We start from the raw sequence: 23,076 nt of genomic DNA, 5'->3' as shown, positions 1-23,076 counted from the left end.
ATTTTAAATCTTATTGCATGATTTTTTTCTATACTCTTTCTGAAATTATTATAAGAACATCCTTAGGTTTTATTATATCGTCTCCATTAGGAATCAATATTTTATTTTTTCTTGATACAAAGGCAATTAACCTATCTTCTGGCATATGGATATCAGAAATCATCCTGTTCACGTATTTACTATCCTTATCTGCTATCACTTCTTCAATCTTTATCTTTGACTTAGAAATATTTTTAAGAGTCCCCACCTTTGCATCTTCAAAGCTATCGTTAATCTCAATAAAGTTTTTAATTATATTCAATACGACTTCCTGTTCCGAAAATGCCAAGTCGATAAAGTTTGAAGAAATATCTTTTAACAAATCCTTGCTATATATATTTGCATAAATCTTCTTAACTCCTATATTTTTAGCAATTTGTGAAAGTGCAAAATTTATTTCATCTGTCTTTGAAAGTAAAATCAGATTTTCATAATCTGTAATATTTTCCCTTTCTAAAGCATTGATGTCAAAACCCTCGTCATACACAGCTTCACAATTTGGAAAGTCGCGCCTTAAAAGATTGATTAAGTCTTTGTCTTTTTCTAACACCTTGACCTGGTGGCCAAATCTTTCCAGTCTTTCAACAAGGAAATAGGTTAAAAGTCCTCCACTAATTATAAAAAAAGTCTCTCCTGGTGAAATTCCATTTCGTCTACCAAAAAATTTTATAAAATTATCATTACTTGAGATAAGATGTATAATGTCACCTTCAATAATTCTGTCATTTCCCCTTGGAATAATAACTTTTGCATCACGAGAAATACCTGCCACAAGCATGTTCTTAGGAAGGATATTAGAAAGTTCCAAAAGACTATGAGATGCCATTTCGTCTTTTTCTCCAACTTTCATCTCCACCATACGCAACTTACCGTGGTCAATAGTATCAACTCTAATAACTTCTGGAGAATAGATTTCACGAAGAATGTATCTTGCAGTTTCAAGTTTTTGATTTATAATCAAATCTATTTTCAATATCTCTCCCATAAACTCTACATGATCTAAATATTTATCATTATCGCAAATACAAATGGTCTTCTTTGCACCGAGTTTCTTTGCCATAAGACAAAGTATCATGTTCATCTCTCCGTTAGATGTAGTACTTATAAACACATCGGCATCTTCAATATCTGACTCTTCCAAGACTCTTGTATCAGTTGCATCTCCAAGAGTTATGTTAAATGTATTGTACTTTAAAACACGATTTAATCTGTCTTTATCCTTTTCAATTATATCTATGTCATGACCTTTTTTATCAAGAAAGCTCGCTAAGTAAACACCAAGTTTTCCTGCACCTACAATTAATATTTTCATTGTACTCCCGCGCCTTTTTTTGCCAATTTATCTGCCAGTTCATTATATTTTACTCCAGTATGGGACTCTACCTTAATAAATTTTACATCTATATTCTTTTTTAGACTGCTAAACTCCCTGCTATAAGAACTTGTAAGTTCATTGTTGGTCTTCCAATTTCCCAAGGCCCATGCACTGATGCCTGCGTAGTCATAGTGAATATGGATTTTTTTAAATCCCATTTCTATAGCTTTTTTTATTGCATATATGGTTGCATAAATTTCGCCAGTAACATTTCTATATTGTGCATATTCTGGCCTTTGAACCCTTCCAAAGTGTTCTTTAACTTCGTGTTTTAGTAAAAACACCACACCATAGCCACACACATTGGTTTTAACATTGTATGAGCCATCAACATACACAACTAATTCGTCATCAAAAACATCATGGTGTTCCACTTCTCTATTTAATGATTTTTCTCCATTAATGAAGTTCTCTGCCTCTGCTTTCGTTTTAAACTTTTTATAAATTGCTCCGCTAAACCCTGCAGTTTCTCTTTTACATTCATCCCAAGTTCTATATACACCAGGATTTCTTCCCACTTTAACAGCGTAAAAGTTATTTCCTGCCATGGGCAAGCCTACTTGCTGCTGCGGCTGCAATAGCCGCCACAATGTCGTCCATAAAGGTGTTCACTTCCGTCTTAGGATTTTTATTTTCATCCAAGTCCCTTATGATTCCAATTTTTTCCTTATCGAGATATCCAAAGTTTGTAAGGCCAATTGAACCATATATATTTACAATTGAAAGTGGAATTATTTCGTCAATTCCATAAAGCCCTTCATCATTTTTTACAATCGTAAGAAGTGGGTCTTCAAGTAGATTTTTTTCAGCCATTTCATCTAAAGCAATCCCTGTTAGTATTGCATGACAAACTTCTCTTTTTGAGAGCACCGCCATAACATTGTCTCTACAAATTTCAGGAGTTAGGTCTTCGAAGTAATCCTTTTGTAATTCATATACAATGTCTGCAATGTCCTGCACGTGAACGTCTCTGTCGTGAAGCTTTTTATGAGTAGCCTCACGAAGCTCTTCCATAGAATAATGTGTAATATTTCTGGTTTTGTTTTTATTCATTTTTCTCACTCCAACAAGTTATAGTTCCTGGACCTACTTCAAATTCACCAAAGCCTTCTTCGTCAATGATTATTTCATTTGAATTGTCTCCAGTGTATTCTTTATAAATCTTTCCTGCTTCCTCTTTTCCTACAAACATCTTCAATGTTGCCATATCTCCAGTAGAAATTAGCACCGCAAGTTTTTTTGAGTGTTTTTCATCGCCACGCCTTACAAATCCTATAAGTTTATCTGACTCGTAGTACATATCTTGTTCTCCGTATGCAAACTCACGTCTAATATACATAAGGTTTTCAATCATATCTTTATGTCCATCTGAGTTTACAGGTTCTCCCATGCCCATGTAGTCTCCCCAAAACACAGTTGGATAACCGTCCTTTTGTAAGAGGATTATTCCATAGGCAATCTTTTTAAACCAATTCTCTACAAAAGATTCAAGGGCCTGCCCAGGCTGTGAGTCGTGGTTGTCCACAAATGTAACAGCTATGGTTGGATGTTCTTTAACCAAAGTATTGTCAAAAATTTGCCTTATGTCGTAGTCTCCGTTCTTTGAAGCTTCCACCATATTATAGTGAAGTCCAACGTCGAATAAATCTAAATCGTACTTAGTGTCATATAGATATCCATTAACTGTATTTGGATCGTTTAACCAATATTCACCAAATAGATAAAAGTCTTCCTTTAAATCTTCCTTTGCCTTAATGTGGTTGCAAAAATCTAAAATAAACTTGTCGCCAATATGTTTTAAGGCATCAAACCTCATTCCATCAAGATTAAGTTCATCAATAATCCAGTATCCCCAGTTGAAAAGTTCTTCTTTTACATCAGGGTGATTGTGATCTATGTCTGCAAACATAAGATAGTCGAAGTTGCCCTTTTCATTGGACACTCCCCAGTCCCATCCCTTTCCATCGCCAACAATTTTAAATACACCTTTAACGTCATTTAAAGAGTCGTAATCCACACCAGAAAAATGTTCAAAAAACCATATGAATTTTGAATATTTTCCATTTCTTCCTGGAAAAGTAAACCTGGTCCAAGCCTTAATGTCGTGAGGCTCTCCAATTTCTTTATTTCTATCCACTTCATCAACTTGGATGGCTTTAAAAGTTTCCTCTTCATCAGCTCCAGCCTTGTGATTTAAAACAATATCTCCATAGACTGCAATATTATTTTCATGAAGAGTTTCTATCATTGAAATAAGTTCCTCTTTCGTACCATATTTAGTTCTAACACTTCCCTTTTGATCGAACTCTCCAAGATCATACAGATCATAAATTCCATATCCCACATCATTAGTTCCAGTGGCTTTACAAAAAGGCGGAAGCCACACTGCATTAAAACCTACTTCAGCAAAGTGCTTTGCCATCTCCTTTAATTTATTATAATGATTGCCATCATCTGGCAAGTACCATTCAAATCCCTGTAATATAACTGCGTTTTCCATAATTACCTCCATCATTATTGTATAATATCCCTTTAGATATTAAAAGAATGATATAATATATATGTCAAATTAAGATGAAAAAAATAATAAAGTTTAGAAAGTAATACAAATTGAGTAAGGAAGATAACATGGAAGATTTAATATATGGAAGAAACGCCTGCTTAGAAGCTTTAAACACCGGCAAAGTCGAAGAGCTATATATTCAAAAGGGCAATTTAAAGGGCTCTATAGAAAAGGTAATTGGACGGGCAAAAAATAAAAATGTTGTTATAAAGACTGTGGATAAAAAAACTTTGGACAATATGGCAAATGGAGAAGTTCATCAAGGAGTTATCGCTTTGATATCCTCATTTGAATATTCCTCAGTTGATGATATTTTAAAGGAAGCAAAAAATAGAAACGAAGATCCTTTCATAGTGATACTTGATGAGATTGAAGATCCACATAACCTGGGTGCAATCATAAGAAGTTCTGAAACAGCAGGAGTTCACGGTGTGATTATCCCAAAGAGGAGATCTGCAAGCATCAACTCAACAGTTTATAAATCCTCTGCTGGAGCTTGTAACTATTTAAAAGTGGCTAAAGTGACAAATATAAATAGAACTATTGACGAGCTAAAAGAAAAAAATATTTTTGTCTACGGTACAGATGGCGATGCAAAAAATTATTACAATAAAACAAATTTAACAGGACCAATTGCAATTGTTATAGGAAATGAAGGCAAGGGAATCTCTATGCAGATAAAGAAAAATTGTGACGACCTAATCAAGATACCTATGCGTGGAAAAATAACTTCTCTAAACGCATCCAACGCATGTGCCATAGTTTGCTATGAGGTCCTAAGGCAAAGAGATGTTTAAAAAGAAAATCATCTTTGTAGATGGATACAATATTATAAACGCATGGCCAAAGCTTATCGCCATAAAAGATAACATCAGCCTTGACGCCGCAAGAGAAGAACTTATTAATATACTTTCAGAGTATCAGTCACTGGGGGATGAAAAAGTGTATCTTGTATTTGACGCCTACCTTGCTACTGGAGAACGAACCATCGGCGAAAGGGAATATAAAAATATAAAAGTTTACTTTACAAAACAGAAAGAAACCGCTGACCAATACATCGAGAGGGTGTTGGATCTTACTGGAAAAAGAGATGTTATAAGAGTTGCAACAGATGACAACCTCATACAACAAACCATACTCAGCCGAGGGGGAACAAGACTATCATCAAGAGAGTTACTTGTGGAATACAAAAACTTAAAAAATCAAATTCGCAGAATGAAAATAAAAGAACCAGACTATCAAAATAAAAACATGGTTACATTAGACGAAAATATGAAAAATATACTCGACGAAATTGCAAAAAAAATAAAATAGTTAAAAATATCTTCATAACCTTATTTGGTAAATATAAAAAGCAAACCACCGGGTGATCCGGTGGTTAAAATTTTATTTTAATTATAAACTCTTAAATACATCAACTGCGTATGAACCGAATGCGAAAGAAGGTCCTCCACCCATTGCAACTGCAGCTTCTACAACTTCGATAACCTCTTCTTCTGTTAGTCCCACATCCTTACAGTTCTTAGCATGTGCTCTTATGCAATCTGGGCATCTAATAGCTATTGCAATACCAAGCATAACACATTCTTTTTCTTTTAAACTAAGTGCTCCGTCTTTCATATTTGCACTAACAGAACCCATAACAGCTGAAGTTAATTTTGAGTTTTCCATTAAATAACTCATTCTTTGATTTTGATCTTCATAGTCTTTTTCGTATTTCATATTTTCCTCCTGATATAAAATTTTTAGCTCTTCTTTATTATATCAGTTATTTTAAAATTTGTTAATTTATATGTTGTTCTTTTTAATTTAACTATGCTCTATTCACAGAACCAAATAATTCCATTTTGTCTTTAACAACTCTTTTGATTCCTTCAGTACCTGGCTTTAATAATTTTCTTGGGTCAAATCCCTTGCCTACTTTGTCCAGTCCATCTTCAATGTACTTTCTGGTTTCCTTGGCAAATTCTATTTGACATTCAGTATTTACATTTATTTTTGAAACTCCAAGTTCAATAGCTCTTTTAATCATATCAGCAGGTATTCCTGTTCCACCATGAAGTACAAGAGGCATTTCACCAACTTCAGCTTTTATATTTTCAAGTGCTTCAAAATCAAGTCCCTTCCAATTTTCAGGATATACTCCGTGAATGTTTCCAATTCCTGCAGCTAAAAAATCTATTCCAAGATCTGCTATCATCTTACATTCTTTAGGATCTGCGATTTCTCCTCCACCAACAACTCCGTCTTCTTCTCCACCAATAGCTCCAACTTCTGCTTCAACAGAAATTTTTTTGCCATGTGCAATTTCGACAATTTCCTTTGTCTTTTCAATATTTTCTTCAATTGGATAGGAAGATCCATCAAACATTACAGAAGTAAATCCAGCTTCAATAGCTTTTTTTGCACCTTCATAAGTACCATGGTCAAGATGAATTGCTACAGGCACTGTAATATTAAGTTCTTCAACCATTCCTTCAACCATTTTAACAACTGTTTTAAATCCTACCATGTATCTTCCTGCTCCTTCAGATACTCCCAAAATAACAGGTGAATTTAGTTCTTGAGCTGTTTCAAGAATTGCTCTTGTCCACTCCAAGTTGTTAATATTAAACTGTCCAACCGCATAATTTTCACTATATGCCTTATCTAACATTTCTTTTGCTGATACTAACATGACTACCTCCTAATATTTTATAACTATATAATAACATACCCTAACAAAAGCCGTATTAATCATAAACCTTTGCTGTGCTATAATTAATTTAAGGAGGTACTATGAATAGATTAAATAATTTGAGATCTGAAGTCGATTCAATAGATGAAGAACTTAATAAACTCTTTATAAAAAGACTTGGACTGGTTGAAGAAATATATAAAGAAAAAGAATTAAATAAAATGGATATTTTAGATAAAAATAGAGAAGATATGATTTTTAAAAAATTAAAAAACGAAACTCCATATGAATATTTTGAGTATTCAAAAGATTTATTTGAGAATATTTTAAGAATTTCAAAAAATTATCAACTGGAGATTAAAAGATGAGTTTTGAATTAGATAATATTGGAACTTTTATAATCAAAGATCACGAACGATTTGAATTTGATAAATTTATTTTAGGTTCCTCATCACCAAGGCGAGTGGAATTAGTATCCGAATTTATAAAATATTTTGAAATAATTAAACCAGAAATTGACGAAAAATCAATAATAGAAAATTTCCAAAAAAATAACAATGACAATTTTATTAAAAATAGTTTTTTAACCACCTCTGAGGTAGCACTTCAAAAGGCAATTGCAGTCTATAATAAGAAAAGAGACGGCCTAATACTATCAGCAGACACTGTTGTAATAACTGATAAAAATATTTTGGGGAAGCCAAGTGACTTGAGTAACGCTAAAACTACACTACATTCACTGCTTGGTAACTATCACTATGTATGCACAGCGGTTTGTCTTTTGAATAATCTGACAGATTATAAACATTTCTATGTAGTATCAGGAGTAAAATTTGTAAAAGAAAGTGACTTTGTAAACAATTTTATAGATAGCTACGTAAACTCAAAGTCCCCACTTGATAAGGCAGGTTCATACAATATAAAAGAAGTCGACAAAGTACTTATTGATTCAATCTATGGTGACTACTACAATATTGTTGGCCTTCCACTTGTAGAACTTTTAAGGAGCATTAAACTATGAAAGAAAATGTACTTGTAAGCTCGTGCCTAATTGGACTAAAAACAAGATATGACAAAAAGAGTTCAAAAAATATATTCGAAGAACTAAATTCAAAATACAATATTATTCCATTTTGTCCCGAACAAGCTGCAGGACTCCCAACACCAAGAAAGCCCTGCGAAATAAAAGGCGGTAGCGTTTATAATATTGACGGAGTTGATTTAACAAAAGAATTTTTAGATGGCGCTAACGAAACTTTAAAACTCTGTAAGATGTATAATATAAAAAAAGCATACTTGAAGGCAAAAAGTCCATCATGTGGTAAAGGAAAAATTTATGACGGAAGCTTTTCCGGAGTACTTATAGATGGAGATGGAATTGTCACTAAACTCTTAGAAGAAAATGAAATAGAAGTTATAAGCATATAAAAGACCGCAAGATACATCACGGTCTTTTTAAGACTCTTCGGGAAAATATAAGTAGAATGGATGAATTGTACATGGTATAATTAAATAAATGAAATTTGAATTTATTCTCTTGGAGTCTGTTTTAAAAAAATTTAAATAGTTTACAGTTTTTCACATAAGAAAGATATGTTGCTTTTGTTAAAAAAGCAGAAATTAATACAAAGGGTAGAAATGGTATGATTGATAAATATAAAATACTTAATCGGGATGCTATTAAATATATAGCTATGTTTTTAATGCTGTTGAATCATATATCAACGATTTTTATGAAGTCAGGAAATTTATGGTCAGAGCTTTTTTTAGATTTTGGATATTTTTCAGCAATTGTAATGTGTTACTTTCTTGTTGAAGGATATCACTATACGCATTCAAAAAAGAATTATGCAACCAGATTGTTGATATTTGCTTTGATTTCTGAATTTCCATATTGTTTAGCTTTTACTAAAAGTGGGATGCTTGAATTTCAAGGACTTAATATGCTATTTACCCTATTTATTTGTTTTTGTATTATAACTGTAGTTGAAAAAGTGTCAAATATAGTTTTAAAAATAATCTGTGTGTTAGGGTTGATTTTGCTATCTATGATTTCAGACTGGGCATTATTAGCTCCTATATTTACATTGTTATTTATTTGGAGTCGTAATTCAAAAATTAAAATCAAATATGCATTTGCTCTTTCAATGTTGTTATTTGGAGCTATCAATTTTTTAGGCGGTATTGGAAGATTTTCTTTAAAAACAAACATAATTTACGCATTAGAAAGTATGTTGGGTATTGCACTTGCCGGAATTGCAATCATTTATTTTTATAATGGCAAAAGAATGAATAAAGGAAAGAAATTCTCTAAGTGGTTCTTTTATTTCTTCTATCCTGTACATCTATTTATATTAGGATTGATAAGAGTTTATTTTTTCTGATATTTTCAAAAGTTGTTTTTTCAAGAAATTGTTATGATAACTCCATAATGGAAACATTCTTTAGAAGGTTAAAAAATGAAGTTTTTTATGGTTATGAAAAGAGCTATAGCGGAATATAATGATTATTACAATAGCGAAATGATTGATGGTTTGTTGTTAATTCCAAATGGATATAAGAAGGAACAAAAAAACGCAAAAGTGCAACGTATTTTTTTACGTTGCACTTTTGCGTTGCACTTAAACGTATACGCTTTATATGACTCAACATATTTTTGTCATGACTAATACTTTTAGCTTATCTATATCTTTATATACTTTGTTCCCCTACCTCGTCCTACTTTCTTAACTAAGCCCTCACTTATTAGTTGCTCCAATTCTCTAAGGGTCTTATATTTATCAAAACCTGTTATTTTTTCAATTTCCATTCTACTTAATTCTTTATTTCGAGGTATTTTTTGTAATATAGTAGACGCATTTTTGCTTATTCCTTCTACTTCATCAATAAGAATAGGCAGCCTAACCATTATTGAATTAGGATAAATTTCAAACTGAGGTTGTCTAGCTCTTCCTTGATATAAGTATTTTATCCTTCTTATCCCCGTTCCAAATTTTTCTATTAACCCTATTCTATTAAATAAACTTCCTATTTTCTCATTTCTGAGAATAGAAATTTGACCACTAATATATTCTTCACTGCTTATTCCCTTAGGTAAACCACCCGGGGATGATATGTCGATATATTGATCATGCAATTCAACTTTAATCGGTGCAGATATACTCCAATCTCTATGAACAAGCGCATTTGCTATTGCCTCTCTGAAAGCATCTTCAGGTATAAGCTCAATTGTTTTTCTAACAAATCCATCAATTTTTTCATACTTAAAATACCTATTAAACACTTCTATCGTTTGATAATAGGCACTAAGTATAGAAGTATTTTCAATTATAACTCTTTCTTTAAATTCGTTAATATTAGCTCCGAACTTAACAATATCAAGCATTTTGTAATTATTTTCATCCGATATAATATGCGCTGCAATGTTATAACCCTTTTTATCATCATATAGTCCTAATGTTTTTAAGATATCTATACTTAGGCTATCAATATTCATCTTTTCTTGTAATGAACTTTCTAAAATGCTAAAGGATAAGTTCTGATTATTAGATGGCAAATCTTCATAATTTTGATTCATTCCCTCTAGTATAAGTCTTTTTAATTCTTCCCTATCGTCTACAGGTAGACTTGAAGAATCTCTTCTCATATATGCCTTACCCTTGTAAAAATAGGGTTTTAACTCCCCTTCATATACTTTTAGTAAAACAATTTCATTATGTTCATCTATTTCAATGCTATACTCTGGTATTGGATTGATACTATCATTTATTTTGTTCTCTATCCTTAATGCCAATTCTTTTAAATTGCTAATATGCAAAGATTCACCATTATCATCCACTCCAAATTGAATAATTCCATCATTATAATTTGCATATGCACTAACTGTTTTTAAAAAACTATCGGATAATTTCGACTTAAATTCTATATTATAAGTTTCTCTCATGATAATATCCTCACCTCCATGATCTTATCGTAACAAAAACAACGTAAAAGTGCAACGTATTTTTTTACGTTGCACTTTTGCGTTGTACTTTAACGTATTTTTGTTTTTGCGTTAATTAACCATACGCAATCTAAAAAAGCCCACAGTGAAGCGTACAACAAGTACGCCGCAACTAGGGCTATGAAATAAGTTTATTTATCCATTTTTATGACAAACTACTACCTCCGTTCTTTTTCAAATGTCCGATATATCTCAAATCATTCAAAATACTAGATTCTAATTTTACTATATCACTATCCACCTAATTATTGGATATTTTCAGATTTTTAATCCAATCCCCATACCAGCACCAGATAAAAACTTAAAATAAAACTTCTTTACTCAAAACTTTGTCACTCCAAGAAAGTTTATATGCGTTTTTACTATGGTTAGATTTAATAACGTTAATCTCATAATTATCCCAAACAATTGCTACCTGATTTTCAATTGCAATCGCATCTGTTAGCTGTCCAGCATAAAACTCATCAAAACCTACTCTGTCAGGCTCATCATAATGAGGGCAATGCAAATAGGGAATAATGCCTAAGCCTTTAACCCATATAGGTTTTGGGTTTTCAATATCTTCTATGAACTCACTATCACTATGTCCTAAAATAAACCAACATATAGAGCCTGCACTTAAGCCGGAGAGTACTTTGCCGTTTTTATAAGCTCTAATTAGCGCTTTATCTACACCACATTCTTGCCAAACTTTCATCATATATTGAGTATTGCCTCCGCCTACATAGATAATGTCTGCATTTTCAATCTTTTGATTAACCTCTTCCGTATTTACTTTTGTGTTTGATAAATACAAGGTGTCAGTTTTGCATCCTAACTCCCCATATAATTTATTAATAATTGTTACATAAGACTCAGCATCTTTACTTGCTGTCGGAATGAATAGAAAATTTGGTTTTTCTTTTTTTGATGACTCAACAATAAATTTATCTATCTCGTAAGTTTCATTTAAGGCTACTTCTCCGCCTCCAATAGCTATAATCATAAAATTCCTCCTATTTTTAAAATTTTTTCCTTTAGTAAAAGTCTTGAGCTTCTTATATTTATATATCTCTTTTCCTCTATAATATTATAATACGAAACCCACAAGCATATTCAAAAATCCCATTAGGAAATATTCATTTATTACACTAAATATATCTAAAATCGGGGTTTCAAGAATATAAAAGTTTTTCTTATTATGTTTGAAAGCAATTCTTTATGATCATCTAGAGCTAATTGTCCATATACTTCTTTTTGTAATATAATACTATTTTTTCAAACTAATCTTCAATAACTTACATAGCTTCTTTAATTAGAACTGCTCTATTAGCATCGTCTTGAATTTTATTAAGATAATCATAGTAGTAAATAGAATCACGTTTTCTATTGCTATTCTTTTGTGTTTTATTAATTTGTAAACTTTTATTCAATTAGTATCCAAAACTTAGTGTAATCAAATGTTATTGTATAAATTCTTTCTTACCTCCATATTTGCCTACCATATAGTGAATCTATATAATTAAATGGATTCATTTCTTCATCAATTACACTAATTCTACACTCTAGAGTTCTTCCATTCTCATTCATAAAACTTTGGCGAACCGCTGTGCAATAGCCAAATTCTTTTTTATTATATAAATTCTCCTCAATAACAACTAAATCACTCACTTCTGGATCTTTCTTCAATCCTGGATAAATAATAAAATCCCTTCCATCTCGAAGTATATTAGAAAAATTAGATTTAATAGAGATAACATTTTCTTCCCCTACTACTCCCATCTTTATCCCTTTAAATGCCATAGCTAAAAAGTCCGTGCTAATATCGATTATCGTTTTAATAGAGTATAATAGATAGAAAAACCTTAACACTCCTCTACTATCTCGCTGAGAATATGACTCATTATAACCTAGTAAATCTTTTAAACTGTTAGGGACATTTTTATATCCAGATTTATCAATTTCGTTACCTACTGCATATAATAATTGGATTATTTGCTCAACCCCTATCTCATTTAATAGAGATTCATATTTAATTATTTCTTTCTCATAAATTCGTCTAAGATTACTTCTCTTCCAATAATTGAAGACGTCCTCGAACATTTCTATGTCTATAATAGTCGAAATATCTAAATCAGTTGAGTATGGAAGTTTAAAGTTATATTTAGATGTTGGACTTAATGCTACTTTTAAGTTTTCAGGTATATTTCCTATCGATTTTAAACTTTGTTCATAAAAGTATTTCATAACATTATGTGACTTTTTAAATATTTCAAGCTCTATTTGACTTAAAGGGGTAACAGATCTGAGAAAATTATCTTTAGAATCAGTTTGTTTGCTTAATTCATTCATTATTAATACAATATAAAAATCAGATTCATTTCGTATCCCTTGGAGAAGCAAAGATTGATTCGAAAAATATTCCCCCGTTTCCTTCATTTTTGAAATTTGTTCTTGGAGATCTTTAGAGAGATCTATATTTCTAATCTCTTTACATAGTTTAAACATATATTCCAGATAAGTACTCATCAAGGTAACCTCCTCAAATTTAATTCCGCTTCAATTAGTTCTCTTATATCTTCTTCACTTAAATTTTTACGCTTGTCCTCATTTAAGTCGAAGTGCATGTTATACATATTTTTTTCACCTGTTAATAAATCTAACATTAAATTTGGAAGCTGTCGTCTAGATACTCTAATAAGCTTCTCTACGAAATTTCTTTCTCCACTATTATCTCTTTCTACAAATGGATTCCAAAATTCTGGGTTATATCTACATAACATTCCCAACATGAATAACAACATTAAGAATAATGAAAAATATGGAAAAGAAATTTGTTTACCATCTTTCATATAACCAGCAAGAAAAAAACTTTCTCCCATGGTTGTTACTTCATGTAGCTTCTGACCATGAATTCTCTTTCTAATAATCAATTCATTATTTCTATTTTTTTCGAAAGGAAAATAACTTTTACTAAAGTCTGGAATTGATTTTAATAGGGTCGTTACTTGTTTCTCATTAAAAATATCTAGATTAACTCGATACTGAACTTCATTATCTAATATGATTTCTTTTATTGGTATCGCATGAATATTCTCTTGTCCATAAAGATCTGAAAAGTCATTTGATAACTCAACAATCGAACCAGCAATTTCTTCAAAAGACCATTCGATATTAGATGAGAATTCTTGTTTATAAGAGTTATACTCATTTATAAATATTGATAATCCACCAGTTTTATTATCATTGATATTTAATGTTACGTCCCCAATTCTATCTATTCCTGAAAGTTTTCTTAACTTCATCCCATGATTTCTAATTTTTAATAATTTACCAAATACTAAACACAGAGTTCCATGAATCAGATTAGTAGAACCATAATATATTAATAAAGGAGAAACTTGTAAACTAGACTTTCTTGAAAGACTAAAATATTCATAAGCTTGTGATAAAGATCCAGAGATTATATTTATTAAATCATCTGATGGCTGGCTATTATGATTCTTACTGAAATATTTTTTTATATTTTCTGGGTAGGTATATTTTAATAAATTCTCCCAAATTTCAACTTCTGGTTGTTCTGAATAAATTCTTTTTATTTTCATTATTTTCCCTCATTTTTATCAAACATTAACCTCAAGTTATTACTTATTATTATATCAGATAAAATCTTTATTTCATTTAAAAAAGTGTTGCATCTCTACTAAACCTTAGTTTAACTACTAGTCTTTTTATGATAGGACTATTGCAAAGTCCATTTTTCATCCTTTAAAAAATAATAAATAAGCTTTTATGAATTAAACTTTCATAAAATAAAAGATTGTACTAGATTCCCAGACAAAACTGCACCTTTAGTATCATTGTCTTCTCGTGTTTTGATAAATTGATTGTGTTTAGTAGATGGGTGACATTTGAGTGAAGATAGCAAGATTTTTTTCATCAGTTTTTTCACTCTTAATTATATAGTCTATTGCCAAATTTACAGCTGATTTTATAGTGTATATTTTTGTAATTACTATATTAATCACCAGAACTTTCTTTTGATTTATTAAGAAGTAGAGAATGGATCTGCCATATTTCTCTTGATAATTTTTCTATTTCTTTGTTCATTGATTCAATTTCATTCTTGAAAATAACACCAGTTGTATTAGTTGCTTTTGCAATCTGGTTTATATTGTTTGTTGCATTTAAAAGTAGCCATTGGAGATCTCTAAATGGTTTTAAATCTACAATATATATTTCTTTTTCTAATACACATTTTCTCAAAAAGTGGGACATGGTTTTGCAATTTGCAAGTTTCATTTTCTTTTCAAAGATTTCTTTTTCTTCATTTGTTAAATATATTTTAATAAGTTAATTGTTTTATTTTTAATAAAAAGATGTTTTTAAAATAAAATATGTACGCAAAAAGACCGCAGCTTTTAACTACGGTCTAATTTTTTGTCCAAATGTAAACCACTTGGAACTATTATTCAATTTATTTTATAAGGATAATCAATGCAGCCAAAAATTAAATATTTTTACAACAACAATCCCGTTCACAATAACATTACATATAAAATGTGCTGTAATTGTAACATATATGTTTTTCGTTTTAATGTAGGAAATGCTTAACGGTAAAGCCCATATCATGCATAAGAAAATCCCCCAAATTGCATATGTATGCTCTAAAGCATATGCAAGTATACTAAATAGTGTTGTCAAAATTAAAATTTTCCTATTTTTAAAAGATGTAAGATTTTTTCTATAAAATACTTCTTCTACTATTGGGGGTAAGACTATTGTAGAGCTTATAAACAGAACAAGCTTCAACCAATTATCCACTTTTAAATTTATCATTCCCGTATTAAGATATGGGAACATATTTTCTAAGATATTTGTAAATACAAAAGCAAGACAAAAGAACAATATCGTCAACGCTACCTGCTTCCAAAAATTTTTTCCTCCTTTAAAGGAATCCAACCATTCTTGAATGGAAAAATCTTCTCTTAACAAAAAATAAATTGCTAATACTATATAAAACAAAAAATTGATGTATATAAAATACCCTTGAAGTAGCAAACATGCTAATACAAACAGTACCTCAACAATAATTGGAAAGATATTTAATTTGATATATTTATTGTCTATACGCTCGTCCCAATTCATCATTCACACCATTTCCACAAAAGCCTCCAACCAAAATGATAGAAGGCTTTAAAGAATTCACCTAAATTAAACAACTCCCTTTTGAGCCTACTTTTTACCTTTTTAGTATCAAAACAGTATCACTAAGGAGTTTTTTGCTCCTACAAAACGCTGAAATACTGTATTTTTAACAGTTTTATAGCAGAAACATACTTGTTACTCTATTCCCATTCTTCTTTTCCAAATGTACAATATATCCGAAACCATTCAAAATGAAAGATTCTATTTTTTATAATATCACCAAATCCATATAATTATAGGACGTTTTCAAATTTTTAGTCCCGTTCCAGTCCCAGTGCCGGAAAATTAATTATATAATGAATTATGTTTGCATTTATACACTATCTGTGAGATATCCTTCCAATATTATTTTTTCACTATGAAACAAATAAGATTTTACTGTAACCAAAATGAAAATCTATTGGTATTCAATGATTTAAAATTATTGATTAAGTCCATAATATTGTGTTGCTATTTATACAGCAATATTAATTAATTTGTAATCCAAAATATTTATTATAAAAAAAATAAGTTGATAATTATTGATATTAAAATTCAAAATGACTTTTCGCATTATCAAATAATAATTTTTTAAATCCTTTTTGTATTAACTTTCTAGCATCAGATAAATTTTCATCTTTTTTATAATCTTTTAAAGTGGATTCGATTACATCAACAAATTTGTTTATTGGTTCTTCTTTGTATAATCCCTTAAGAAAAATTACATACAAATATTTTTGATTATAACTTTTATAATTAGAATTTCCATAAAAATCCTCTACTTTTTCATAGTACTTTACTAAATTTACATATAAGTCAAAATCAAGTTTATATTTATCAAATATATCATCATAGTATCTCTCAAAAAGCTGAGATTTTTGATTAGTAGCTCTGTCAGGATAACCTTTGTAAGAATATATTAACTGTGCTAATCTTTCCATAGTTATTCTAAAATTGAAATTTCTGTCCTTAGATTTAACATCACCAGCTTTCCTAATATAATTAATATCCTCAGTCTCTAGATACTTTTCAATTTGTATTTGTAAATTACTTATTGATTTTAGATCTGTTGATGAAATTGCATTTTGGCTATTTGTGTATTCTGCAATATTATTAGTTAATTCTTCATCAAATTCTGTCTTAAATAACCTTACAAGTACCTCTGATGCAGCTAAATTCTCCTCATTAAAATCTTCTCTCTTGTATTCATAAATAGTTCGTAGTGATTGACCTCCATTTACAATCTGAAATCCATCAATCTTACAAGAATATTTCTGTTTACCGTTTATAGACTTCATTATTATATTTTGAGCTGTAATTGTTATTCCGTTATTATACATAAAAAATCTTGATGGCTCTTCCTTTAGTGTATTTAGTATACTCTTATTAAATTTTGTATTTCCTAAATATCCTCTAACATTATCATATAAAACCCCTAATTCTAAATTAACATCTCTCAATTCAGAAAGATCCTTCATTGAACTATCATTTCTTATATCTGGATTACTACACGTTATTCTAATCAAGGTAGATAGTGGTAATTTTACTAAATACGATTTTTGAGTAGACAGTGAATTCTCTTCGTAAGTAAGTACAGAATTAGAGTCTATAATGAACTCAGCTGATAGAGCATCTGGTCTTTCTGATATAAAACTAACTATATCATCTAAAGTAATTGGTTTTACTTTTATATCGTAGGAATCCTTAAAATCATTTAAAGTGTTATTATCAGATGCTAAAGGAACTCTATCATTCGAAACCAAATATAATTCGGTCTTCCAAATATCATCTGAATTAAAACGACTTTGAATTTGTTTCATCTTATTTCTTGTTATTTCATCAACATCTGTAAAAGAATCACTATTCAATTTCATTAAAAACTTTGAACTATCTAAAATATTTCTTTCATTTTGACCTTTTTCATTATTAAATCTTTCACGAAATTTAAAATTAAATAATTTAATAGTATGGTTCTCTTCATCAATATATACAGCATCTATGCCATAATCATTATTTCTTTTATTGTATACCAATTTACAAAATTCTGTATCTATTATTGAATCTTGTAAATCATCTAAATTAGGATTTCCTGTAACACACTCTAAAATCAATAAATAAAATCCTAATCTTTTATTCTGACTCTCATTAATTTTATTATTTGTTTTTATATTCTTAAAATAATCTTTAGAATACTTATTAACCAATTTAAAATCATTTATATTTGCCATAATTCTCCTTATAAATAAAATAAATCTTTACAATATTATTATGTTTTTACCTACTTCCACTTACAATCTATAGAAATAATAGTAGTAGGCATACCTATTATCTGTATATCAAACTTCAAACTTGTTTCTACTTTTGTTGCTGCATTGTGTATTCTAAAGCTAAATTGCCATCCTCTATCAAGGTATAGTTCCAAAGTATTTTTGCTTCCCGGTCTAAATTCTAAGCTTACAATTCTTGTTGGTAATGAAGCTATTGGTAGCTTGACACTTCTTTTTCGTACATTACCTTCTTTATTCAAAGTTCCTCTTAGGTTATAGCTTTGAACTTGTGTCATTTGTTTACTGTCAATGCCAATTACTTTGTAAAAATCGAACTCCCCAAGAAGATACTCAACCATTAATTTTGGAATATCTTTACCATAAACATTATTTTGCCTATCTATTTCATCCTTAAAAGCATTTAGAAGTGGTAAATAAACATCATCTTCTTTGCTAAGAATATCTCTCCATTTTGATCCTTTTGCCTTTTCATCTTCTAAATAATCAAAAATAGGCTTTATATCTTCCCAATATTTATCAGAGCATTTTATACCGTACCATTTTTCTCCAAAGTCTAATCCTTTAGATAATCTACTGTGCTTAACCGCAAAATGATTATGCTTTACACTTAGACCAATCTCCCATTCTATACCTTTTCTAATGATTAAAACATCCCTTACATCTCCGTCTTTTCCCTTATGATCAGTCTGGATTTTTAATTCTAACTCATCATCTCCATCATCTAAAATTAAGGGTTCTAATTCTAAAATTGCGTTAGTTCCTGCCAAAGCACTTACTTTATACATATCTTTTTCAGATTCTTCTAAAGTATTCCACGCCTTTTCAGCAGCTCTGTAGCTTGAATTTTTTTCAATTTTTGAGACCCTATATTTTGATATTTCTTCATGTAAAGTATTCAAATATGCAAATTCATAAGCTCTACCTTGGTTATTACTTTTGTTACTCATAACACACCTCTAAATCATTTGTAATTGTTTAGGACAAGAATAAACATTTGGTTCTTCTAAAGCTAAGTCAATGGCTTTAGCCATTTCATAAGCAAGGTTTACTGGAACTGCATTGCCTATCATCTTATAGGCATCATTTAGATTTGTATAATAGAATTTAAAATCATCTGGAAATCCTTGTATCCTTGCACATTCTCTAACAGATAATCTTCTATATAACTCTTCCTTACCTGGTTCAAATATTTGCTTATTCTTATCTTTTTTAATCATTTTAGGAGCTTGAGGATGCAATTGACATTGTCTACCAGAAGCCTGAACAGTAAATGCTTGTTCATCCCAATCACGCACTCTATTTCTGCTCATAAATATTGGAGAGTATGCTCCTATAAAATATTCATGATTTGAGAAATTGCAATTGTCACCATTAGTTTTATTCTTTTCTAAAGCTGGGATTGCGTTATCTTTTAAGTCATGAATGGCGTCCCTAAATGTCAGCTTATAATTGTATGGTTTAGGAGGTAAATCAAAACTAATATTCAAATCTTTTCTAAATCCTACATAAAAGACTCTTTTTCTGTCTTGTGGTACTCCATAGTCACTTGCATTTAATAAATGTATAAATACGTCATATCCAGCCTCTTCAAACTGTGAAACTATATTTTCTACTGCAGAGTTGTGTCTTTTTGCCATCATTCCCTTTACATTTTCAGCAAGAAAAAATTTAGGCTTTTTATCTTTTAAAATTCTGATATATTGATAAAATAGTTGTCCTCTAGGATCATTAATTCCTTTAAGTGAGCCTGCTTCACTCCATGATTGACAAGGTGGACCACCTATTATTCCATCACATTCTGGAAATTCATCTGAAGGTATTTTACATATATCGCCTTTTATCAATTTTACTTCATGGTTTTTTTCATATGTTTCCCAAATAGTTTTGTCAAATTCATTGGCTGCTACTATCTCATAACCAGCCTTTTGAAATCCTAAATCAAGTCCACCCGCTCCTGAAAACAAACTAATCAATTTCATCTTTTATCTCCTCTGTTTCAGACTCTACACATTCCATTACATCTGAAACATCACAATTTAATGTATTACATATTCTTAAAAGCACATCTGTAGTAACATTTTGTCCCTTTTTTATTTTATAAAATGTACTTTTACTTATTTGTGCCTTTTCCATAAGTTCAGTATTTTTCATTTCTATGTCTATAAGTTTTTTAAACAATTTTTTATAACTAAATTTCAACATGAGATATTCGAAACAACTCCCTATATTTATCTATATTATTTTAATTATACCATTAAAACCATTCTTTTAACAGGATTTTGTTCTCTTATCTCGAACCAATTAAATAATTATTTTCTTAATAACAGGGAATGTATATTCCATATTTCTTTTGCCAATTTTTCTATTTTTTCTCTCATATAATCAATATCTTTCTTATAAATAATACCAAAGGTTCCACAGGATATAAAATAAGCACAGAAAAAACACATAGCTAAAAGATTTATAATCTTAAAGTTATGTGCTTTTTTTTACACTATTCGATGATTTAGACGAACTTGGATTTATTGCTGTAATACCATAGAAAGCTCAATTTCATCCTCGTCTTCCGCACCTGTTTCTGCAAATCCAACATTATGGTATAGTTTCAAAGCACCTTTGTTATCCTTATTGCAAGTAAGTGTAATTTTGTTTGAATCACCAAAGGGCTTCTCTCTAATATAAGCGATTATTTGTTCAAGTGCGACTCTTCCGTATCCTTTTCCCTGATTGGAATAATCAATCATCATATGCCAAATATCATATTCTGGAATATCGTAATCATATATGACCATAACGTAACCAACCATTTTGTCTTCATCATATATTCCAAAAGGCTGACACTGTTCACGGTAAACATAGGCTTGGGCTAAACTACGGATTGGATTGGAAACATATTTTTCCTGTCCATTCCCCAATTTCAGATTAAATGCATCAATAAAGTTTTCTTCTGTAATTTTTCTAAGATTAATCATAAATTCCTCCATAAACTCTTTTAATAATTTAAAAATGGTCTTGTATGAATATCTATGAATAACCAAAGATAAAAAAAGTGCCGTGGCTTATAAAACCACGGCAAACTACTTCTCAATTCAGAATAACCGAGGTATTCAAAAGATATTCAGATTTAAAATTGACTTTTCTATTCTTCATAATTGAACACCCCTCTTTCATAATATATTAAGTAAAGGATACCACTCATAACTTCCATATGCAATAACAAATTCTAATTTTCTAATTCGTCACCCACTATTTCCACAAAAGCCTCCCACCATAACGATGGAAGGCTTTTAAACAATTCACCTAAATTCAACAACTCCCTTTTGAATCTATTTTTTCTCACTTTTAGTATCAAAACAGTATCACTAAGGAGTTTTTTGCTCCTACAAAACGCTGAAATATTGTATTTTCAACAGTTTTATAGCAGAAACATATTTGTTACTCTATTCCCATTCGATTGTTGCAGGTGGCTTGCTGGTCACATCATACACAATCCTATTTATATGCCCAACTTCGTTTATAATTCTTACGGAAACTTTATCTAACACTTCGTATGGTATTCTAACCCATTCTGCTGTCATAAAGTCTGTTGTGTGTACTGCTCTTAGTGCCAATGTGTAGTCATAAGTTCTAAAGTCTCCCATTACTCCAACTGTTCTATTTTCTGTAAGTACTGCGAAGTATTGGGATAGGTTTTCGACTTTGTTCTTTTCTAATTCTTGTCTAAAGATGTAATCGGCATCTCTTAGTATTTCAAGTTTTTCTTCTGTAACTTCTCCTATTACTCTGATACCAAGACCTGGTCCTGGGAATGGTTGTCTATTAACCAGTACGTCTGAAAGGCCAAGTTCTCTTCCAAGTCTTCTAACTTCGTCTTTGAACAACATTCTTAATGGTTCTATTAGTCCTGTAAAGTCTACAACGTCTGGAAGTCCTCCAACGTTGTGATGGGATTTAATAACTGCTGCGTCTCCTACTCCTGACTCGATTATGTCAGGGTAGATTGTTCCCTGCGCTAAGAAGTCAACCTTACCTATTTTTTTGGCTTCGTCTTCGAAGACTCTTATAAATTCTTCGCCAATTGCCTTTCTCTTTGCTTCTGGATCTCTTACTCCTTTTAATTTTCCAAGGAATCTATCCTTTGCATTTACTCTAATAAAATTCATGCCAGAATTTTTAAAGGCGTCTTCTACTTCGTCGCCTTCGTTTTTTCTCATAAGGCCATGGTCCACGAATATACATGTCAATTGGTCGCCGATTGCCTTTGACAAAAGTGCCGCTACAACGGAAGAGTCTACTCCTCCTGACAATGCAAGTAATACTTTTTTGTCTTTAACTTGTTCTCTCACATCTTCTATGGTTTTTTTTGCATAGTTTGCCATTGTCCATTCTTGTTTGACATTACAAATATTTACAAGGAAGTTTTCTATCATCTTTATTCCATATTCGCTGTGGTTTACTTCTGGATGAAATTGTAATGCATAAAGTTTTCTTTTTTCATCTGTCATTGCCGCAATTTCTGTGTTGTCTGTGCTTCCAATTATTTTAAATCCTTCTGGAAGTGTTACAACTTTATCCACATGGCTCATCCACACAATGCTTTCTTTTGGAATATCTTTAAAAATTTCATTGTCTTCTAATTTAAATTCTGTCTTCCCAAATTCTCTTTGGCTTGACTCCTTAACTTCTCCACCAAGGCTGTGTGCCATTAGTTGCATTCCGTAGCAAAGTCCAAGGATTGGAATTCCCAGTTCAAATACTTCTTTTTCTATTTTTGGTGCGTCTTCAGCATAAACTGAGTTTGGGCCACCGGTAAAGATTACTCCCTCCGGTGACTTTGCTTTTATTTCTTCAATAGCCTTTGTATATGGAACAACTTCGCAATATACATTCAAATCCCTAACTCTTCTGGCGATCAATTGATTGTATTGACCTCCAAAGTCTATAACTAATATCATATTTATCTCC

Annotated in this window: 25 protein-coding genes and 1 pseudogene; 6 read left to right on the top strand and 20 right to left on the bottom strand. The window is 30.7% G+C overall.

Annotation, left to right across the window (positions count from 1 at the left end; genetic code table 11):
• Positions 1–28: 28 nt before the first annotated feature.
• Genes trkA through BN2746_RS05620 form a run of 4 tightly spaced genes read right to left on the bottom strand, consistent with a single transcriptional unit; the run spans position 29 to position 3,914 of the window.
• Complete coding sequence (trkA, locus tag BN2746_RS05635) at positions 29–1,351, bottom strand: Trk system potassium transporter TrkA (RefSeq protein WP_055078820.1); 1,323 nt, start codon at positions 1,349–1,351, stop codon at positions 29–31.
• Positions 1,348–1,962 carry a ribonuclease H1 domain-containing protein gene (locus tag BN2746_RS05630; protein ID WP_055078819.1) on the bottom strand — a complete coding sequence of 205 codons (615 nt, stop codon included), beginning with the start codon at positions 1,960–1,962 and terminating at the stop codon, positions 1,348–1,350. Before BN2746_RS05630 ends, trkA begins: the two co-directional genes overlap by 4 nt.
• Positions 1,949–2,467, bottom strand: a complete 519-nt coding sequence (locus BN2746_RS05625; RefSeq protein WP_055078818.1) for a phosphatidylglycerophosphatase A family protein — start codon at positions 2,465–2,467, stop codon at positions 1,949–1,951. The genes BN2746_RS05630 and BN2746_RS05625 overlap by 14 nt, the downstream gene beginning before the upstream one ends.
• Positions 2,460–3,914: an alpha-amylase gene (locus tag BN2746_RS05620; protein ID WP_055078817.1), complete on the bottom strand. Its 1,455-nt coding sequence runs from the start codon at positions 3,912–3,914 to the stop codon at positions 2,460–2,462. Before BN2746_RS05620 ends, BN2746_RS05625 begins: the two co-directional genes overlap by 8 nt.
• Positions 3,915–4,042: 128 nt before the next feature.
• Here BN2746_RS05620 and rlmB point away from each other — a divergent pair, with 128 nt between their 5' ends.
• Entirely contained in the window at positions 4,043–4,774 is a 732-nt protein-coding gene (gene rlmB / locus BN2746_RS05615; protein ID WP_055078816.1) for a 23S rRNA (guanosine(2251)-2'-O)-methyltransferase RlmB, read from the top strand.
• A complete protein-coding gene (locus tag BN2746_RS05610) occupies positions 4,767–5,291 on the top strand; it encodes an NYN domain-containing protein (RefSeq protein ID WP_055078815.1) in 525 nt (174 codons plus the stop codon). Before rlmB ends, BN2746_RS05610 begins: the two co-directional genes overlap by 8 nt.
• Before the next feature lie 81 nt (positions 5,292–5,372).
• Here the strand turns inward: BN2746_RS05610 and BN2746_RS05605 are convergent, their stop codons facing one another.
• Both BN2746_RS05605 and fba read right to left on the bottom strand, forming a co-directional pair.
• Complete coding sequence (locus BN2746_RS05605) at positions 5,373–5,699, bottom strand: carboxymuconolactone decarboxylase family protein (protein WP_055078814.1); 327 nt, start codon at positions 5,697–5,699, stop codon at positions 5,373–5,375.
• A 91-nt stretch (positions 5,700–5,790) separates the two neighbouring features.
• Positions 5,791–6,654 carry a class II fructose-1,6-bisphosphate aldolase gene (fba, locus tag BN2746_RS05600; protein ID WP_055078813.1) on the bottom strand — a complete coding sequence of 288 codons (864 nt, stop codon included), beginning with the start codon at positions 6,652–6,654 and terminating at the stop codon, positions 5,791–5,793.
• A 101-nt stretch (positions 6,655–6,755) separates the two neighbouring features.
• On the opposite strand from fba, the gene BN2746_RS05595 reads away from it, so the two are divergent.
• The 4 genes from BN2746_RS05595 (at position 6,756) to BN2746_RS05580 (ending at position 9,038) form a co-directional block, all read left to right on the top strand.
• Positions 6,756–7,022, top strand: a complete 267-nt coding sequence (locus BN2746_RS05595; RefSeq protein ID WP_055078812.1) for a chorismate mutase — start codon at positions 6,756–6,758, stop codon at positions 7,020–7,022.
• A complete protein-coding gene (locus BN2746_RS05590) occupies positions 7,019–7,675 on the top strand; it encodes a nucleoside triphosphate pyrophosphatase (RefSeq protein WP_055078811.1) in 657 nt (218 codons plus the stop codon). The genes BN2746_RS05595 and BN2746_RS05590 overlap by 4 nt, the downstream gene beginning before the upstream one ends.
• Positions 7,672–8,082, top strand: a complete 411-nt coding sequence (locus BN2746_RS05585) for a DUF523 domain-containing protein (protein ID WP_055078810.1) — start codon at positions 7,672–7,674, stop codon at positions 8,080–8,082. Before BN2746_RS05590 ends, BN2746_RS05585 begins: the two co-directional genes overlap by 4 nt.
• Positions 8,083–8,297: 215 nt before the next feature.
• Positions 8,298–9,038 (top strand): TraX family protein, encoded by a 741-nt coding sequence (locus tag BN2746_RS05580; protein WP_055078809.1) that lies wholly within the window; start codon positions 8,298–8,300, stop codon positions 9,036–9,038.
• 299 nt (positions 9,039–9,337) lie between these two features.
• Here the strand turns inward: BN2746_RS05580 and BN2746_RS05570 are convergent, their stop codons facing one another.
• The 14 genes and pseudogenes from BN2746_RS05570 to guaA all read right to left on the bottom strand — a co-directional run bounded on the left by BN2746_RS05570 (position 9,338) and on the right by guaA (position 23,066).
• Positions 9,338–10,597 carry an RNA-binding domain-containing protein gene (locus tag BN2746_RS05570; RefSeq protein ID WP_055078807.1) on the bottom strand — a complete coding sequence of 420 codons (1,260 nt, stop codon included), beginning with the start codon at positions 10,595–10,597 and terminating at the stop codon, positions 9,338–9,340.
• A 361-nt stretch (positions 10,598–10,958) separates the two neighbouring features.
• On the bottom strand, positions 10,959–11,642 hold the full coding sequence (locus tag BN2746_RS05565) for a Type 1 glutamine amidotransferase-like domain-containing protein (RefSeq protein WP_055078806.1): 684 nt from the start codon (positions 11,640–11,642) through the stop codon (positions 10,959–10,961).
• 292 nt (positions 11,643–11,934) lie between these two features.
• The gene (locus BN2746_RS09260; RefSeq protein WP_268909230.1) at positions 11,935–12,069 is read right to left on the bottom strand and encodes a hypothetical protein; all 135 of its coding nucleotides are present in this window, start codon (positions 12,067–12,069) and stop codon (positions 11,935–11,937) included.
• A 49-nt stretch (positions 12,070–12,118) separates the two neighbouring features.
• Entirely contained in the window at positions 12,119–13,165 is a 1,047-nt protein-coding gene (locus tag BN2746_RS05560) for a hypothetical protein (RefSeq protein WP_055078805.1), read from the bottom strand.
• Complete coding sequence (locus BN2746_RS05555; RefSeq protein WP_055078804.1) at positions 13,165–14,241, bottom strand: YaaC family protein; 1,077 nt, start codon at positions 14,239–14,241, stop codon at positions 13,165–13,167. The genes BN2746_RS05560 and BN2746_RS05555 overlap by 1 nt, the downstream gene beginning before the upstream one ends.
• 206 nt (positions 14,242–14,447) lie before the next feature.
• Positions 14,448–14,655: pseudogene (locus BN2746_RS08855) on the bottom strand (relaxase/mobilization nuclease domain-containing protein); the annotation flags it as partial.
• Position 14,656: 1 nt separating this feature from the next.
• A complete protein-coding gene (locus BN2746_RS05550) occupies positions 14,657–14,986 on the bottom strand; it encodes a plasmid mobilization protein (protein WP_055078803.1) in 330 nt (109 codons plus the stop codon).
• Between the two features lie 144 nt (positions 14,987–15,130).
• Complete coding sequence (locus tag BN2746_RS05545) at positions 15,131–15,784, bottom strand: CPBP family intramembrane glutamic endopeptidase (protein WP_231718326.1); 654 nt, start codon at positions 15,782–15,784, stop codon at positions 15,131–15,133.
• A 587-nt stretch (positions 15,785–16,371) separates the two neighbouring features.
• Positions 16,372–18,051 carry an AIPR family protein gene (locus BN2746_RS05540; RefSeq protein ID WP_055078802.1) on the bottom strand — a complete coding sequence of 560 codons (1,680 nt, stop codon included), beginning with the start codon at positions 18,049–18,051 and terminating at the stop codon, positions 16,372–16,374.
• Positions 18,052–18,101: 50 nt separating this feature from the next.
• Positions 18,102–19,058: a HaeIII family restriction endonuclease gene (locus BN2746_RS05535; protein WP_055078801.1), complete on the bottom strand. Its 957-nt coding sequence runs from the start codon at positions 19,056–19,058 to the stop codon at positions 18,102–18,104.
• A gap of 9 nt (positions 19,059–19,067) precedes the next feature.
• Positions 19,068–20,090, bottom strand: coding sequence for a DNA cytosine methyltransferase (locus tag BN2746_RS05530; protein ID WP_055078800.1), 1,023 nt, complete (start codon positions 20,088–20,090; stop codon positions 19,068–19,070).
• Positions 20,077–20,313 carry a helix-turn-helix domain-containing protein gene (locus BN2746_RS05525; RefSeq protein WP_055078799.1) on the bottom strand — a complete coding sequence of 79 codons (237 nt, stop codon included), beginning with the start codon at positions 20,311–20,313 and terminating at the stop codon, positions 20,077–20,079. Before BN2746_RS05525 ends, BN2746_RS05530 begins: the two co-directional genes overlap by 14 nt.
• 320 nt (positions 20,314–20,633) lie before the next feature.
• Positions 20,634–21,083, bottom strand: a complete 450-nt coding sequence (locus tag BN2746_RS05520) for a GNAT family N-acetyltransferase (protein WP_050756653.1) — start codon at positions 21,081–21,083, stop codon at positions 20,634–20,636.
• A gap of 468 nt (positions 21,084–21,551) precedes the next feature.
• Complete coding sequence (guaA, locus tag BN2746_RS05515) at positions 21,552–23,066, bottom strand: glutamine-hydrolyzing GMP synthase (protein WP_055078798.1); 1,515 nt, start codon at positions 23,064–23,066, stop codon at positions 21,552–21,554.
• Positions 23,067–23,076 lie beyond the last annotated feature (10 nt).

This window comes from Lagierella massiliensis (genome assembly GCF_001407835.1).
Taxonomy (GTDB): domain Bacteria; phylum Bacillota; class Clostridia; order Tissierellales; family Peptoniphilaceae; genus Mediannikoviicoccus; species Mediannikoviicoccus massiliensis.
The sequence above is the reverse complement of the archived record's forward strand: the minus strand, read 5'-3'. Positions and strand labels throughout refer to the sequence as shown.

Coding starts and splice junctions, on each gene's coding strand:
- trkA (WP_055078820.1), bottom strand. CDS start 1,351: ATGAAAATATTAATTGTAGGTGCAGGAAAACTTGGTGTTTACTTAGCG.
- BN2746_RS05630 (WP_055078819.1), bottom strand. CDS start 1,962: ATGGCAGGAAATAACTTTTACGCTGTTAAAGTGGGAAGAAATCCTGGT.
- BN2746_RS05625 (WP_055078818.1), bottom strand. CDS start 2,467: ATGAATAAAAACAAAACCAGAAATATTACACATTATTCTATGGAAGAG.
- BN2746_RS05620 (WP_055078817.1), bottom strand. CDS start 3,914: ATGGAAAACGCAGTTATATTACAGGGATTTGAATGGTACTTGCCAGAT.
- rlmB (WP_055078816.1), top strand. CDS start 4,043: ATGGAAGATTTAATATATGGAAGAAACGCCTGCTTAGAAGCTTTAAAC.
- BN2746_RS05610 (WP_055078815.1), top strand. CDS start 4,767: ATGTTTAAAAAGAAAATCATCTTTGTAGATGGATACAATATTATAAAC.
- BN2746_RS05605 (WP_055078814.1), bottom strand. CDS start 5,699: ATGAAATACGAAAAAGACTATGAAGATCAAAATCAAAGAATGAGTTAT.
- fba (WP_055078813.1), bottom strand. CDS start 6,654: ATGTTAGTATCAGCAAAAGAAATGTTAGATAAGGCATATAGTGAAAAT.
- BN2746_RS05595 (WP_055078812.1), top strand. CDS start 6,756: ATGAATAGATTAAATAATTTGAGATCTGAAGTCGATTCAATAGATGAA.
- BN2746_RS05590 (WP_055078811.1), top strand. CDS start 7,019: ATGAGTTTTGAATTAGATAATATTGGAACTTTTATAATCAAAGATCAC.
- BN2746_RS05585 (WP_055078810.1), top strand. CDS start 7,672: ATGAAAGAAAATGTACTTGTAAGCTCGTGCCTAATTGGACTAAAAACA.
- BN2746_RS05580 (WP_055078809.1), top strand. CDS start 8,298: ATGATTGATAAATATAAAATACTTAATCGGGATGCTATTAAATATATA.
- BN2746_RS05570 (WP_055078807.1), bottom strand. CDS start 10,597: ATGAGAGAAACTTATAATATAGAATTTAAGTCGAAATTATCCGATAGT.
- BN2746_RS05565 (WP_055078806.1), bottom strand. CDS start 11,642: ATGATTATAGCTATTGGAGGCGGAGAAGTAGCCTTAAATGAAACTTAC.
- BN2746_RS05560 (WP_055078805.1), bottom strand. CDS start 13,165: ATGAGTACTTATCTGGAATATATGTTTAAACTATGTAAAGAGATTAGA.
- BN2746_RS05555 (WP_055078804.1), bottom strand. CDS start 14,241: ATGAAAATAAAAAGAATTTATTCAGAACAACCAGAAGTTGAAATTTGG.
- BN2746_RS05545 (WP_231718326.1), bottom strand. CDS start 15,784: ATGAATTGGGACGAGCGTATAGACAATAAATATATCAAATTAAATATC.
- BN2746_RS05540 (WP_055078802.1), bottom strand. CDS start 18,051: ATGGCAAATATAAATGATTTTAAATTGGTTAATAAGTATTCTAAAGAT.
- BN2746_RS05535 (WP_055078801.1), bottom strand. CDS start 19,058: ATGAGTAACAAAAGTAATAACCAAGGTAGAGCTTATGAATTTGCATAT.
- BN2746_RS05530 (WP_055078800.1), bottom strand. CDS start 20,090: ATGAAATTGATTAGTTTGTTTTCAGGAGCGGGTGGACTTGATTTAGGA.
- BN2746_RS05525 (WP_055078799.1), bottom strand. CDS start 20,313: ATGTTGAAATTTAGTTATAAAAAATTGTTTAAAAAACTTATAGACATA.
- BN2746_RS05520 (WP_050756653.1), bottom strand. CDS start 21,083: ATGATTAATCTTAGAAAAATTACAGAAGAAAACTTTATTGATGCATTT.
- guaA (WP_055078798.1), bottom strand. CDS start 23,066: ATGATATTAGTTATAGACTTTGGAGGTCAATACAATCAATTGATCGCC.